This is a genomic window from Haloarcula sp. KBTZ06, assembly GCF_048595605.1.
Lineage (GTDB): Archaea > Halobacteriota > Halobacteria > Halobacteriales > Haloarculaceae > Haloarcula > Haloarcula hispanica.
The window spans coordinates 950496-963697 of the sequence record NZ_CP184337.1; the positions used below are offsets into that span (position 1 = coordinate 950496).

Here is a 13202-nt window from a genome sequence, read left to right on the forward strand (position 1 = left end):
TCGTACCCGGGACACTGTCGGTCAGCACAACCGGTTTACAACTGTCGTTTGTCAGGGAAGATATGGTCGAGTTCGGACCACGCGACCGCGAGGCGGTCTACAAGTCCATCTACTCGCGACGGGACATTAGACGATTTGCCGCGGACTCCGTTCCCGAGGACGTACTGACACGGGTCCTTGATGCTGCACACAACGCGCCCAGCGTCGGGTTCTCGCAACCGTGGGATTTCGTCGTGATCGAGGACGAGCAGACGAAATCAGCGGTCGCAGCGATTGCCGAACGGGCGATAGCCGCCGCACGCGAAGGCTACGAGGAGCCGCGCAAATCGGATTTCGGCCAGTTGAAACTGGAGGGGATAACCGATGCCCCGGTGAATATCTGTGTTACCTGTGACCCCACTCGCGCTGCGCCACACGTTCTCGGCCGGAACACGATGCGGCGAATGGACGTCTATTCGACGTGTCTCGCCGTACAGAACCTCTGGCTCGCTGCCCGTGCCGAGGGCATCGGTGTCGGCTGGGTCTCGTTTCTGTATCCCCACGAACTCCGTGCGGTGCTGAACATTCCACACCACGTTCAGCCTGTGGCCTACCTCTGTGTCGGCTACCCCGAAGACGGCTTCCCTGCTGAACCGGTACTGCAACGGGAAGGCTGGCGTAATCGCATCGACAGAACGGAACTGGTCCATTACGACGAGTGGGACCCCAGTCGGACGCCCGAAACGAAGTCATAGCGGCGTCGGTAACCGAAGCCCCGTCGGTAGCACACGAGAATTTGAAGCCCGAGCGAGCGAAACCTCGGACTGGCTTCGAACTGCTTGCTGCGTCCAGACCTGTTCCACAGCTGATGGGCGTCTGACGGAGAGTTATGGGGCCTGCGCGTCTCATTCGTGACAGAAACGCATGGCAGAGACCGAACAGATAACTGTCGCGACGACGAGCGCAGGGCCGGGTGGGACCGGGGAGCCGGGCGAGACCGTCAATCTCCCGGTAGTGGAACTGCTGACCGGCCGGGGATTCATCACCGGCAAGAGCGGGTCAGGGAAATCCAACACGGCGAGTGTCATCGCCGAGAAGCTGCTGGACAACGGGTTCGGTCTGCTCATCGTCGATATCGACGGCGAGTACTACGGCCTGAAAGAGGAGTACGAGATCCTCCACGTCGGCGGTGACGAGGAGTGCGACATTCAGGTCACGGAAGACCACGCCGGCAAGATCGCCTCGCTGGCGCTGGAACAGAACGTCCCTATCATTCTGGATATCTCGTCGTTCCTCGACGAGGAGGAGGCAGAGACGCTACTGACCGAGGTCGCCAAGCAACTGTTCGCGAAGGCGAAAAAGCAGAAACAGCCGTTCCTGATGCTCGTCGAGGAGTGCCACGAGTGGATGCCAGAAAAGGGGTCGATGGGCGAGGTCGGGAAGATGCTCATCAAGATCGGGAAGCGTGGCCGGAAACACGGACTGGGAATCGTCGGCATCAGCCAGCGCCCGGCCGACGTGAAGAAAGACTACATCACCCAGTGTGACTGGCTCGTCTGGCACCGCCTGACCTGGAACAACGACACGAAAGTGGTCGGGCGTATCCTCGACAACAAGTACGCCGACGCCGTCGAAGACCTGGACGACGGGGAAGCGTTCATGATGAACGACTGGGCCGAGCAGGTCAGCCGGGTCCAGTTCCACCGCAAACAGACGTTCGACGCCGGCGCGACGCCCGGCCTCGACGACTTCGAGCGCCCGGAACTCAAGTCCGTCAGCGACGACCTCGTCTCCGAACTCGAGACCATCAGCGAGGAACAGCAGGCGACGGAGAACCGCATCAAGGAACTCCGCGAGGAACTGGACAAGAAGAACTCCCGCATCGCCGAACTGGAAGCGGAACTGCAGGATGCCCGGGACCTCTCGCGGATGGCCGAGCAGTTCACCGAGGCGATGCTGAACCAGGCCGACGACTACAACCCCGGCCGGACGGCACAGGAGGAGATGCGCCGCCAGCGCGAACGGTTCGCCGAGCAACCCACGTCGGACGGCGACGCAGACACCAACAGTGAGGCGGACACTGACAGTCCCGACGAGCAGTCTCCGGAACCGGACGAGACGGCCGACGCCACGTCCGGCGGCGGGTTCGGCGACGCGTTCAGTGCCTTTGCCGAGGACGGGGCCGCGATGAACGGCGGCAGCGCCAGTGACGGTGCGGAGACGAACGGTAGCAGTGCGGACGCCGGAGCAGCGATGAACGGCAGCACCAGCGATGACTCAGCGACGAATGCCAGCACTGCGGACGCCGAACCGGTGTCGAACGGTCACGCCGACAACGCTGCTGCGGCGACGAACGGGGCCAGCGCGGACACCGGTGCGGTAGCCGTGCCAGCGAACGACCACACCGAATCGGACGGCGCTACTGAGGCTGATGACGAGGACCTGAGAGCAGCCATCGCCGAAGCCGTCGAAGCCGAGGAGTCGAACGGGGCAACTGGGTCCGCTGAAGACGAGTCCACATCCGACTCCGAGGGGCCCGCCGTCTACGGCGACTTGCGAGCCGACATCGAGGAGTTAGACCGAAAGACCCGCCGAATGCTCGCGTACTACCGCGAGCAGGGCCCTGGAACGCCGCTGAACGCCCACTTCTCGGCTGGCGGCTCCGGCGACCGGACGGCGGCCTACGCGCGAAACAGGGAACTCCGACTCCGCGAACTGGTCGAACACGTCGGCCGCGGGAAGTACGATTCCCGGCTCGCGGCGCTGGTTCGAGAAGAGAGCGACCGCCGACTCGACGACGATGAGGTAGAGTCGGTCGTCTCCCGACTCGAATCGGCGTTTCTGGACGGCAGCGGCGACTGAAAAGGTAGTACCGCGATAACGGCTGTTTTACAGCAACGGTTCGACGAGGTCCTCGAGCGCCGCCCGCGGGTCGTCGGCCTTCGCGACGCCGCTTGCCAGCAGGACGCCGGTCGCGCCGAGGTCGCTCGCGGAGACGAGGTCTTCGCCGGTCGAGATCCCCGCACCACAGAGCACGTCCACGTCGCCGTTGACGCGGGCGGCGGCGTCGACCGCGCCGGTCACGATGTCCGGGTCGGCCTTGCTGACGGGCGTGCCGGTGCCGATGAGTTCCGGCGGCTCGACGGCGACGCCGTCGGGGTCGAGCGCGGCGGCCGCGCCGATCTGTGCGGGGTTGTTCGCACAGACGATGGTTTCGAGGTCCGCGCGGTCGGCGGCGTCGAGCGCACCATCGATGTCCGCGAGCTTGAGTCGGTTCTCGGAGTGGTTCAGGAGGGTCCCGACGGCCCCGGCGTCCGCGGCGGCCTCGGCGAGTGTACTACCGGTGTGGCTGCCGTGCTCGACGGCGCTGACGTGCTGGGCCCACGTCTCGACGCCGGTCTCCGCGACAGCGCCGATCTGTGCGGCCTGTGGCGCGACTGCGACGCGAACGCCGGAGTCGTCGCTGACGTCAGCGGCGGCGGTCGCTACTTCGACTGGGTCACACGGGTACGCCTTCAGATTGACAAGGACGAACATACGAAACGCACCGGCTGCTGTCGGGAAATAGGTTGCGAAGCCGCCGTTTGGCGTGCCTACTACTGCGCCGTCGTTCCATCTCGGTCCACCGCTCGGGGATGACAATTATTACGCTTCGGCCGAGACAAGAAACGAGACAAGCCGTGACAGCAGGGGATGACGACACACCGACCGTTCTGATAGTTGAAGACGAGCAGCATCTGGCCGATCTGTACACCGATTATTTATCCGACCAGTATCACGTTCAGACGGCCTACAGCGGCGAGGAAGGACTGGAACTGCTGTCGCCCGACATCGACGTGGTGCTGCTCGACCGCCGGATGCCGGTCGTCTCCGGCAACGAAGTGCTCGCACAGATCGAGGAAAAAGGCCTTCGATGCCGCGTCGCGATGGTCACCGCTATCGACCCCGACTTCGACATCATCGAGATGCGCGTCGACGACTACCTCGTCAAACCCGTTACTCGCGACGACCTCCAAGAGGTTGTCGACCGACTGTACAAGATCCGGGAGTACAACGACAGACTCCGGACACTCACGTCGAAAAAGCTCAAGCGCAACGTCCTCCGCGTCGAGAAGACCGACCGGGAACTGCAGGACAGCGACCGGTATCAGGAACTTCAGGACGAGATCGAGCGTATCTCGTCGAACGTCGAGTCGCTCGCAGACGAACTCGACGTAGAGAAAGACGACCTCCAGTTGTAACCTAGTCCTTCCGCTTCACGACGTCGCCGAGCGTGTACTCGCCGTCGCTGCTGCCGCCGGACCACTCCGTCTCGTCGGCGCTGCCGCCGGCGCTCAGGGAGATCTCGAGCGCGCTTTCGAGTTTCTTCTGGACGTCGTCGCTGGGCAGGGAGTTACCCTGTTCGAGCTTCCGGATCAGGCTCGCCTTCTCGTTGAGTTGCTTGGCGAGTTCCTCCTGGCTGAGTCCCTGGGACTCCCGGCCCTTGCGGATCCGGTCGTGGTAATCCTGTGCGATCTCGTCCATCTCGTCGAACATATCTCGACGGCGGCCACCGGACCCGCCACCACCCGAGGAACTCGACGAGGAGGACGAACTCGACGACGATGACGAGGAGGACGACGTCGAGTACTTCGTCGACGTAGACGACGTCTCCTCCGTTTTGACCTCCGTGCCGAAGTCGGTACACTCGTCACAGACGTCGAGTTCGGCTCCCTCGATTTTGACGCGGTTCGGAGACGAAACCTCCGTCCCGCACATCTCGCACTGAACCATACCGACGGCTTGGACGGGGCGCGGTTTGAATGTTGCCCTGCGCACGCTGGCGCGGGGAATCCTGTTCTCACGTAGACAGGCTTCCTGTTTCGATGACGTGACTTGCAGACATTCGCTGAAGATCAGCGGTGTCCGTAGCGGTCACAGTCTCCACAGGCGTTGATTCGGGCCATCCCAGCCCTAGTTCAGAAAACCCCCTTTGCAAGACGTTCATCGCTGCATTCGCATCCCTATCTGTCTCAAACCCACATGATGGACAGGAGTGTTCCCGGACCCAGATGGACTTCGATGACTCCACACCACACACCGCACATTCTTTTGTCGTCCCTGCCGCTTCGACCTGCACAACGTGCGTACCGTACACATCGCCCTTGTATTCAAGCAAAGTGATAAACTGTCGCCACGCCGCATCCTGCTTGTTCCGACCGTTTCCATCCGCTCGAAGCATACTCTGAACGTTCAAGTCCTCCACAAACACGGCATCGTACTCCTTGACGAGCCACGTCGTTATTTTGTGCTGGTAGTCCAGTACTTTCCGGTGGATGTCGCGTTTGGCCTTCGCCACTTCGACTCGCTGATTCTCGTAGTTGTTCGACCCATGTTCTTTCCGCGAGAGTTTGCGGTGCGCACGTCGGAGTCGTTCGTATTCGCCTTCGAGGTCGAGCCAATCCACGGTCTTCCCGTCGCTGGTATGGATGTAGTTCAAGATGCCGAGGTCAATACCCACGCTGTTGCTCGGGTTGAGTGAGTCCACATCGGGCTTCTCGGGCAAGTTAGCGTCGTCGATTTCCAACCCAAAGGAAACGAACCACTCACCGGTAGTCTCTTTCTTGAACGTGGCTTCCTTTATTGAGGAATCAGCAGGGATTGGACGGGAGTACCGTATTTTGACCCATCCGACTTTGCTGAAGCGAACGTACGCAAACCCGTCTTGGCCCCTCTTTTCATCGAGGTCGAAACCAGACTGGTTGTACGTCACGCTCCGGTAATCGGTAGGTGCTTGCCGTTTGAGACGACCAACGGTGTGCCCGTTCTCTTTTTGTTTACGAAGGTTCGAGAGGTTTCGGTGGAAGCGGGCAACGGTAGCTTGCGCGGCTTTCGAATACGTTTCCGCGAACACTGGCCATTTTTGCTTCCACTCAGGGAGTTTGTTGTTCTGGTCGAACTCACTCGGCTTAGCATCCACGGGGCTGTTCGTGTAGTCCCATCGGACGTGGTTGTATAGTTGGCGATGAATATCTACCTGATGTTCCAGTTCGTCCGCTACCCCTTCTGTCGGATAGGCACGGTAGCGGTAACTGTGTTCCATCGCTATCCTTGATTGTCGACATGTTTATTTAATGGTTTGTGACATGGAGTTTCGGCTTCATCCCCGTTCATGGTGTGTCGGGGGATTCGCCACGCTGATCAGTATAAATAGTGCACTGGTCGTTCTCAGCGGGATGCCGGTCCGTCAATTGCTGAGCCGATGTTCAGTCGAGCGCCCGCATCGCGTGATAGAACCGCTGGGCGGCGGTGACGTGGCCGACGACGGCGAACACGACCAGCAGCCAGCCGACCAGCGTCAGACCGGTCAGCGTGGTCGGGACGAACGCCGCGACGCCCGTGACAACGCCGACGAGCGCAAGCCGGTCGGCGCGGCCGAGCAGGCCGCCGTACACGCGGTCGAGGCCGACCGCCTGTGCCTGCGTCCCGAGGTAGGAGGTCATCAGAACGCCGGTGACGGCGGCGATGCCCAGTTCCCACTGGCTCACGCCGGCGGCGAGGCCGACGATAATACCGATGTCGGCGTAGCGGTCGAGGACGTGATCCAGCAGGTCACCGCCCGAGGACGCGACGTTCAGCTCCCGTGCAAGCGCGCCGTCCACGAGGTCGAGCCAGCCGTTCAGGAAGACGAGGACAGCTCCACCGAGATACAGCAGGGGTTCCCGCGCCGCGACGGCGTACACCCCGCCCGCTCCGAGGGCCAGCAGGAACGCGATGACGCTGACGCCGTTCGGGGAGAGCCCAGCGACCTTGGCGGCGCTGACGAACGGGCCGAGCGCGCGGTCGGCCAGCGGGCGGAACTTATCGAGCGTCATAGCCAGTCGATGTAGGAGACGGTGCCCGCACTGGGCTCGCGCTCGCCGTCCACGACGGCCCGGATTTCGCTCGCCACCGCGTCGGGGTCCCGGTCCGTCGTCTCGATTTCGCACACCGATTCCATGCCGTGCTCTTCGACGGCTTCCCCGAGAATGACATCGAGCGCTTCCGACTCCGCGTTCTCGTAGGCCTTCGAATCGTCGTCGCCGCGCTCACGAAGCCGCTCGACGATGGTTTCAGGGTGGGATCGCAGCACAATCACCCGGTCGGCGGCGAAATGATGCGCGAGGTGGGATTCGAACAGCACGTCGTCGCGGCCGTCGAGCCACTCGGACAATTTGTCCAGGTCCGCGACGAGGCTCCCGCGGTCCTCGTCGATGCCCGTCGAGAACCCCTCCTCTTTGATGACGTCGTTGAGGTGTAGAACGTCGAGGTCAGTGTCGAGGCGCTCCGTCGCCGTGGTCTTGCCCGTGCCCGGCGTCCCGGTGACAGCGACTCTCACGCCTCGACCACCTCGATGACTTCGTTCAGTACCGAGACGGCGCGCTCCGTGTCTTCGCGTGTCCCGCAGGTGATGCGGATACACTCGGGCAGCCCGAACGAGGAGCAATCGCGGATGATGACGCCCCGCTCCTGGGCGGCGTCCGCGACGGCCGACGCGTCGCCGACCTCCGCGAGAATGAAGTTCCCGGCGCTGTCCCAGGTCGGCGAGTCGAGTTCCTCGGAGAGGTACTCCCGAGCCCACGCGGCGGTGTCGACGGAGCGCTCGACGTGGTCGTCGTCGTCAAGCGCCGCCAGCCCGGCGCGACAGGCGAGTTCGCTGGCCGAAAACGGCGTGTTGATACGTGCGTAGGCGTCGGCCCATTCCTCGGGGACCACCGCGTAGCCGAGGCGAACGCCCGCGAGCCCGTAGGCCTTCGAGAACGTACGCAGGAGCGCGACGTCGTCACGGTCGTCGAGTAACGGCCGCTTGCTCGGCCGGTCGGAGAACTCCCCGTAGGCCTCGTCCACGACGACGAGGGTCTGTTCGTCGGTCTCCTCGGCAATCGTCCGGACCGCGTCGGTCGAAAACTCCGCGCCAGTCGGGTTGTGCGGACTGGTGAGGTAGACGATTCGCTCGCCGTCGTAATCTTTCAGGACGGTGTCGGCGGTCTGGGCGAAGTCGTCGGCCTTCGAGAGCGTGTACTCGTTGACCTCGCCGTGGTGATAGCGGGCGCTCATCGCGTAGTACGCGAAGCCCGGCGACGGGACGAGCACGTCCTGCCCGGGGTCGAGCATGGCTCGGGCGAGGCAGTCCAGCGCGCCGTCGCCGCCGTTGCTCAGCCACACCTGTTCGGGCGTCACGTCCCACATGGCCGCCAGTTCGTCGACGAGGTCGGCGTGGGAAGCCTTCGGATAGGAGTGCATCCGCTCGGCCGACCCGCGAATCGCTTCGACGGCGTCCGGACTTGGCCCGTACATGTTCTCGTTCGACGCTAGCTTCACCATGTCGCCCGGGTCGAGACCGAGTTCCCGGGCGACCTCCTCGATACCGCGACCTGCCCGATAGACAGTGTGAGCGGAGAGGTCCCGTGGTTCCATGGCTGTGCAAAACGGACGGGGCGGCTTAAGCGTGCTCACATCGGGCGTGGCCGTGGCTCCCCAGCCAGACCCGTAGAAATACGCTGGTGGGCTCCCGTGTGAAACCCGTCGAGGACGGGTAAGGCACGGAATAGCACGCTCCCCACCGAAGCCCTGTCAGTCAGTGGTAATGAGCGTTACGGTGATCCACCGTGCAGCCCCGGGACGCCGCCCCCACCGAAAACGGTAACACACCATAGGCCCTGATAGCGTGCAATGCCGCTTCTCATCGATATTCGGAAACTCACGCTCATCACCAGACTCATTCAGGACGGGGCTGAGCAGGTCGCCGACTCGCTGGCGACACTGGCCGGCGTCGACGCCGCCGTCGAGATCAAGAGCCTCTCGTTCGTCCAGCCGGAGGACATCGCCACCGAAATGGGCGGCGGGACCATCTACAGCGCTCGCGTCCGGCTGACAGAGCCGCCCTACGGCGTCTTCCTGATGACGTTCGAGACCGAGACGGCCGCCGAAATCGCGGAGCTGATGACCGGTTCCAGCGTCGACGACGGGTTCACACAGCTCCACGAGTCCGCGCTCCAGGAGATGTGTAACATCCTCACCTCGGGCTTCATCGACGGCATCGCGAACACGCTGAACGCGACCATCAATATGGGGACGCCGACGGTCGTACAGGACGACGCGACCGAGATCGCCGACAAGGCGCTCTCCCATGTCCGCCGGGACTCGCTGACTATCGTGCTCGACTCGCTCGTCGACATCAAGGAGAGCGATGTGGCGTTCTCGCTCCGCATCTTCCTCATCCCCGACCCCGGCTCGTTCGTCCACCTCATCGACCAGCTGGACTACGACACCGACCGGGAAACGCACATCTCTGCCGACACCGACGCAGTCAAAGAACTCGATATGTCAGGTGATGCGGACGCGCTCGATGCCTTCGATTCCTCGGAGTAACCACACCGAACCCACGACGTTGAATAGGGTCGCGTCCAACCGCCGCATATGAGTGTCGTAAACGCGGCTGTCTTCGGGGTTCACCTGATATTCGCCGCGCTGTGGGCTGGAACCGTGTTGTTCATGACTTACGCCGTCCTCCCGACGGCGCTGAACGGCGACTCCTCGCCGGGACCGCTGTTGGCGATTACCGGGAAGCTCAAGACGGTGTCACGGGCGAGCGCACTGCTCCTGTTTCTGACGGGCGGGCATCTGGCAGCGACCCGCTACACCGCCGAGTCGCTGACGGGGACCGGGCGCGGCCACCTCGTCATCACGATGATCGTCCTGTGGTTCATCCTGGCCGGCCTCGTCGAAGTCGGGGCCTCGAAGCTCAGTGACGGCTTCAATCAGCAGAAGGTGCGCGAACCGGCCCGGAACGCACGCCCGTTCCTGCTGGGAGCGTCCGTTGTGTCGATTCTCCTCCTGCTCGACGCCGGCGCGATTCTCGGCCTGTACTGAACGGCCGGCATATCGGTTGCCGATCGCTGTGCAGACAGACCTGTATCAGCAGATACAAATCACCATCCGGCGTACCAGTACCCAATGTGGCCGTGGGGACATCTCGCCGTCGCCTACCTCGTTTACGTCGTCTACACTCGCCTTGACCCGACCCGTCGCCAGACGGCGGCGACGCTGACCGCGCTGGCGGTGGGGTCGCAGTTCCCGGACCTGATCGACAAGCCCCTCGCATGGACGTTCGGTGTCCTGCCGTCAGGGCGGTCGCTCGCCCATTCGGTGTTTACCCTCCTCATCATCGCTGTGGTCTTGCACCGACTCGCTGTCCGATATCGTAGAACGGACCTCTCAAAGGCCTTCACGGTCGGTGCGTTCGCACACACGCTGACCGACATGAGTCCGACAGCGGTAGCGGGGCTACTCGGCGGTGACCTGACACAGCTACAGTGGCTTCGCTTTCTGGTCTGGCCGCTCCGGCCACCGCCGCCGTACGCCAACGACACCTCCTTCGTCGAGCAGTTCGCCTCGCTCTCCGTCGAGCCGTATGTCCTGTTCCAGTTCGGGCTGTTCGGCCTGGCTGTCGCCGTGTGGATCGCCCACGGTGTACCCGGGCTCCGGTCGGTCACTCGGCGAAGCAAGGCTGTGTTCACGGACTTCGCCGATTAAAGCCGTTCGGAAACGTGGTCAGCACACTTCAGCGCCAGCGCGGCGATAGTCAGCGTCGGGTTCATCGACCCGGCGGTGACGAACACCGACGAGGACGCGATTGAGAGATTCGCCACGTCGTGGGTCTGCAACTGTGGGTTGACGACGCTCTTTTCGGGCTCGGTCCCCATCCGCGTCGTGCCCATGTGGTGGTACGCCGGCCCGGTGTCCGCTGGCCCGACCGTCCACGAGATGTCGACGCCCAGCTCCGACAGCACGGCGCGTTGAATCTCGTTCGCACGACTGAGCGACCGTTCCAGTCGCTCACCCCACGACCACTGGATATCTGGAACCGGATTGCCGTGATCGTCTGTCGTCGACGTGTCCAGCGTCACCCGGTTTTCCTTCCGCGGCGGCTGGCCGACCAGCCCGCCCATCGCGATGCTGTTGCCGTAGCTCTCGCGGAGGCTCGACAGCAGCGTATCGCCCCACTCCTCGCCGGAGAGCGCGAGTTCGACCGGCGACGGACCGGCGTAGTTCAGAAACTCCAGTTTGAGGGGTGACAGCGCCTCGTCGGTGGCCCCGACCACCGTCTCGCCGTCCGCGACGCGCTCGACTGCCTGCCCGGGGTCGTCGTAGAACTGGTGGCACTCGCTCGTGAGAAAGCCGACGTGGTTCTGGCGTGTCTCCCGGTCGAGGGTGCCGCCAGCGCCGGCAAACAGGTGGTCCATGAAGTAGTGGCCGACCAGTCCCGAACTGTTCGCCAGTCCGTCCGGGTAGCCGTCGCTCTCCGATAGCAGGAGGAGTCGCGGCGTCTCGACGCCGCCCGCCGCGATGACGAACTCGCGGGCCGTCTGTCGGTGTTCGGTCCCGTCCGGTGTCGCGTAGACGGCTGCTTCGACGCGTCCGTCGGTGTCAGTAACGAGGCGCTGGACCGGCGCGCGGTCGATGACGCGTGCCCCCTCGGCCTCGGCGTCCTCGATGTGGACGCTGGCGTCGTATTTCGCGCCGGAGGGACAGACCGGCTGACAGGTCCCGTAGCCGACACACGGCCCCCGGCCGTCGTATGGTTCGGAGTTCCGGGCGTTGGGCACGGAGTGCATCGTGATGCCCAACCGCTCGCAGGCCTCAGCGAACAGCGAGTCGCTGTACGACGGCGGAAAGCCGGGCAACGGGTACGCACCGTCCCGCGGTGGTGCGAAGGGGTTGTCCGCGTCACCGGCGACCCCCAGCGCCCGCTCGGCATCGGCGTAGTACGGCCGCAGGTCGTCGTAGCTGATCGGCCACGCCGGGTCGTCGGTGTCGTGGCTCCCGTCGAAATCCGAGGGATGCAACCGCATCACCATCCCCTGCCAGTGCAGCGTCGACCCGCCGACCCCTTTCACTCGCGAGATATTCAACGGGTAGTACCGCTCGCCGCTCGCACTGAACGCGTCGCGGTCGCCGCCCATCCCCCAGACTGAGCCGTGGCCGCCGGGCCGGATTGCCTGTTCCATCTGCTGCTCGCGCTTCGACCTGTCGAACCGCGGCCCGGCCTCCAGCACGACCACGTCGCGACCGTCGCTGGCGAGTTGGCTCGCGACGAGTGCCCCTGCCGGCCCGGCCCCGACGACACAGACATCCGCCCGCTCGGACGGCTCCCGGTCCATTTCAGCAGGAGTTAGGTAAGCCTAAACTTATACGTTGGCATCTCAGGCGCTGTGGGGAGTCTGCACAGCAACTGCGACGTATCCCAATTGTATCGCATCCTCTTTGCGCGACGTCACGGTCAGACATATTCGCTCCGCTGCGCGCGACCTCCCTGATTAGAATCCCGCCATGCCGGTTCAGTCACAGACTCGCTTCGCTCGTCGGTTCCCTGCACGGGCGTGGCGGGACTGAGCAAACGCGAAGCATTTGCGAACTACGCGAGACCCGCTGCAGCGGGTCTCGCGGGATTCGAACCGGAGCAAGACGGTCGTCTCGCTTCGCTCGCCGTTGCGACTTGCAGGGTTCGAACTCCGGGCCCGTCGACTCCTCACATCCGTTCGTCGCACGACGGGCGTGGCGGGACTGAGCGAAACCGAAGGTTTCGCGAGGGTCGCCACGGCCGCGAGTGTGTTTCGAGCGGACGCGAGAAACCACGAAGCGGGCGTGGCGGGATTCGAACCGGACCGAGACTCGCTCCGCTCGTCTCGTAGGGTTCGAATCTCCGGGCCGTTTTCACGGCTCGCTGTCGCTCGCCGGAAAACGGGCGTGGCGGGATTCGAACCCGCGTTCTAGGGGTTAGGAACCCCTCGCCCTGGTCCACTAGGCCACACGCCCTATCGGGTGGTCGATTGAGCGGTGAAAAATCCTTTCGTTATCACTACAGACCGCTGAAAACGGAGAAGTGGTCGAGATTACGTCTCGGTTTCCGTCGCCGTCTCGGTCGACTCGGCCGAGTCCACGGTGGATGCATCGGCCCCTTCTGCAGCGCCGCCCTCACGCATCTCTTCGAGTTCCTGCTCGACTTCTTCGCGCCCCTTCTGGAACTCGCCCATGGCTTCGCCGGTCGACCGCGCTAGTTTCGGAATCTTGTTCGCGCCGAACAGCAGGACGGCGATGAGGAGGATGACCATCATCTCCGTCGTCCCGGGCATCCCCGGGAACAGTACTCCGGATGTCCCTAACATTGTATCCGAAGGTTACGTGGTTGCTATTATAACCTT

14 protein-coding genes, 1 tRNA gene and 2 pseudogenes are annotated in these 13202 nt (G+C 63.5%); 7 read left to right on the plus strand and 10 right to left on the minus strand.

Annotation, left to right across the window (positions count from 1 at the left end):
* Positions 1 to 62 precede the first annotated feature (62 nt).
* A complete protein-coding gene (gene bluB, locus ACNO8S_RS05080; protein ID WP_014040001.1) occupies positions 63 to 734 on the plus strand; it encodes a 5,6-dimethylbenzimidazole synthase in 672 nt (223 codons plus the stop codon).
* A gap of 169 nt (positions 735 to 903) precedes the next feature.
* Positions 904 to 2841 carry a helicase HerA domain-containing protein gene (locus tag ACNO8S_RS05085; RefSeq protein ID WP_146417388.1) on the plus strand — a complete coding sequence of 646 codons (1938 nt, stop codon included), beginning with the start codon at positions 904 to 906 and terminating at the stop codon, positions 2839 to 2841.
* 27 nt (positions 2842 to 2868) lie between these two features.
* Here the strand turns inward: ACNO8S_RS05085 and tpiA are convergent, their stop codons facing one another.
* Positions 2869 to 3516, minus strand: coding sequence for a triose-phosphate isomerase (tpiA, locus tag ACNO8S_RS05090; RefSeq protein WP_004515640.1), 648 nt, complete (start codon positions 3514 to 3516; stop codon positions 2869 to 2871).
* A 98-nt stretch (positions 3517 to 3614) separates the two neighbouring features.
* On the opposite strand from tpiA, the gene ACNO8S_RS05095 reads away from it, so the two are divergent.
* A complete protein-coding gene (locus ACNO8S_RS05095) occupies positions 3615 to 4220 on the plus strand; it encodes a response regulator (protein WP_023843197.1) in 606 nt (201 codons plus the stop codon).
* 1 nt (position 4221) lies between these two features.
* Here ACNO8S_RS05095 and ACNO8S_RS05100 read toward each other — a convergent pair whose 3' ends face one another.
* The 5 genes from ACNO8S_RS05100 to hisC all read right to left on the minus strand — a co-directional run bounded on the left by ACNO8S_RS05100 (position 4222) and on the right by hisC (position 8415).
* Positions 4222 to 4752, minus strand: coding sequence for a multiprotein bridging factor aMBF1 (locus ACNO8S_RS05100; RefSeq protein WP_023843198.1), 531 nt, complete (start codon positions 4750 to 4752; stop codon positions 4222 to 4224).
* A gap of 67 nt (positions 4753 to 4819) precedes the next feature.
* Entirely contained in the window at positions 4820 to 6061 is a 1242-nt protein-coding gene (locus ACNO8S_RS05105; protein ID WP_050037808.1) for an RNA-guided endonuclease InsQ/TnpB family protein, read from the minus strand.
* 163 nt (positions 6062 to 6224) lie between these two features.
* Positions 6225 to 6833 (minus strand): CDP-alcohol phosphatidyltransferase family protein, encoded by a 609-nt coding sequence (locus ACNO8S_RS05110; protein ID WP_129755051.1) that lies wholly within the window; start codon positions 6831 to 6833, stop codon positions 6225 to 6227.
* Positions 6830 to 7336 (minus strand): adenylate kinase family protein, encoded by a 507-nt coding sequence (locus ACNO8S_RS05115; protein WP_050037810.1) that lies wholly within the window; start codon positions 7334 to 7336, stop codon positions 6830 to 6832. The genes ACNO8S_RS05110 and ACNO8S_RS05115 overlap by 4 nt, the downstream gene beginning before the upstream one ends.
* Positions 7333 to 8415, minus strand: a complete 1083-nt coding sequence (hisC, locus tag ACNO8S_RS05120; RefSeq protein WP_050037811.1) for a histidinol-phosphate transaminase — start codon at positions 8413 to 8415, stop codon at positions 7333 to 7335. The genes ACNO8S_RS05115 and hisC overlap by 4 nt, the downstream gene beginning before the upstream one ends.
* A 255-nt stretch (positions 8416 to 8670) precedes the next feature.
* On the opposite strand from hisC, the gene ACNO8S_RS05125 reads away from it, so the two are divergent.
* The 3 genes from ACNO8S_RS05125 (at position 8671) to ACNO8S_RS05135 (ending at position 10533) form a co-directional block, all read left to right on the plus strand.
* Positions 8671 to 9369, plus strand: coding sequence for a chemotaxis protein CheC (locus ACNO8S_RS05125; RefSeq protein ID WP_050037812.1), 699 nt, complete (start codon positions 8671 to 8673; stop codon positions 9367 to 9369).
* 48 nt (positions 9370 to 9417) lie between these two features.
* Positions 9418 to 9870: a hypothetical protein gene (locus ACNO8S_RS05130; protein ID WP_008309881.1), complete on the plus strand. Its 453-nt coding sequence runs from the start codon at positions 9418 to 9420 to the stop codon at positions 9868 to 9870.
* 84 nt (positions 9871 to 9954) lie between these two features.
* Positions 9955 to 10533: a metal-dependent hydrolase gene (locus ACNO8S_RS05135; protein ID WP_050007376.1), complete on the plus strand. Its 579-nt coding sequence runs from the start codon at positions 9955 to 9957 to the stop codon at positions 10531 to 10533.
* Here the strand turns inward: ACNO8S_RS05135 and ACNO8S_RS05140 are convergent.
* Positions 10530 to 11846 (minus strand): GMC family oxidoreductase, encoded by a 1317-nt coding sequence (locus ACNO8S_RS05140; protein WP_369802671.1) that lies wholly within the window; start codon positions 11844 to 11846, stop codon positions 10530 to 10532. The genes ACNO8S_RS05135 and ACNO8S_RS05140 overlap by 4 nt on opposite strands.
* Between ACNO8S_RS05140 and ACNO8S_RS05145 the strand changes: the two are divergent.
* A pseudogene (locus tag ACNO8S_RS05145) lies at positions 11733 to 11975 on the plus strand (hypothetical protein); the annotation flags it as partial. The gene ACNO8S_RS05140 and the pseudogene ACNO8S_RS05145 sit on opposite strands and share 114 nt — an antisense overlap.
* A gap of 99 nt (positions 11976 to 12074) precedes the next feature.
* Here the strand turns inward: ACNO8S_RS05145 and ACNO8S_RS05150 are convergent.
* The 3 genes and pseudogenes from ACNO8S_RS05150 to ACNO8S_RS05160 all read right to left on the minus strand — a co-directional run.
* Positions 12075 to 12161 (minus strand): annotated as a pseudogene (locus ACNO8S_RS05150) (hypothetical protein); the annotation flags it as partial.
* Between the two features lie 581 nt (positions 12162 to 12742).
* Positions 12743 to 12816, minus strand: a tRNA-Arg gene (locus ACNO8S_RS05155).
* Positions 12817 to 12893: 77 nt separating this feature from the next.
* Positions 12894 to 13133 (minus strand): twin-arginine translocase TatA/TatE family subunit, encoded by a 240-nt coding sequence (locus ACNO8S_RS05160; RefSeq protein WP_014040012.1) that lies wholly within the window; start codon positions 13131 to 13133, stop codon positions 12894 to 12896.
* Positions 13134 to 13202: the final 69 nt, after the last annotated feature.

Excerpts from the sequence above, each read along its gene's own strand:
- tpiA (WP_004515640.1), bottom strand. The coding sequence starts at position 3,516 with ATGTTCGTCCTTGTCAATCTGAAGGCGTACCCGTGTGACCCAGTCGAA.
- ACNO8S_RS05160 (WP_014040012.1), bottom strand. The coding sequence starts at position 13,133 with ATGCCCGGGACGACGGAGATGATGGTCATCCTCCTCATCGCCGTCCTG.
- ACNO8S_RS05130 (WP_008309881.1), top strand. The coding sequence starts at position 9,418 with ATGAGTGTCGTAAACGCGGCTGTCTTCGGGGTTCACCTGATATTCGCC.
- hisC (WP_050037811.1), bottom strand. The coding sequence starts at position 8,415 with ATGGAACCACGGGACCTCTCCGCTCACACTGTCTATCGGGCAGGTCGC.
- ACNO8S_RS05085 (WP_146417388.1), top strand. The coding sequence starts at position 904 with ATGGCAGAGACCGAACAGATAACTGTCGCGACGACGAGCGCAGGGCCG.
- bluB (WP_014040001.1), top strand. The coding sequence starts at position 63 with ATGGTCGAGTTCGGACCACGCGACCGCGAGGCGGTCTACAAGTCCATC.
- ACNO8S_RS05110 (WP_129755051.1), bottom strand. The coding sequence starts at position 6,833 with ATGACGCTCGATAAGTTCCGCCCGCTGGCCGACCGCGCGCTCGGCCCG.
- ACNO8S_RS05100 (WP_023843198.1), bottom strand. The coding sequence starts at position 4,752 with ATGGTTCAGTGCGAGATGTGCGGGACGGAGGTTTCGTCTCCGAACCGC.
- ACNO8S_RS05135 (WP_050007376.1), top strand. The coding sequence starts at position 9,955 with ATGTGGCCGTGGGGACATCTCGCCGTCGCCTACCTCGTTTACGTCGTC.
- ACNO8S_RS05105 (WP_050037808.1), bottom strand. The coding sequence starts at position 6,061 with ATGGAACACAGTTACCGCTACCGTGCCTATCCGACAGAAGGGGTAGCG.
- ACNO8S_RS05125 (WP_050037812.1), top strand. The coding sequence starts at position 8,671 with ATGCCGCTTCTCATCGATATTCGGAAACTCACGCTCATCACCAGACTC.
- ACNO8S_RS05095 (WP_023843197.1), top strand. The coding sequence starts at position 3,615 with ATGACAATTATTACGCTTCGGCCGAGACAAGAAACGAGACAAGCCGTG.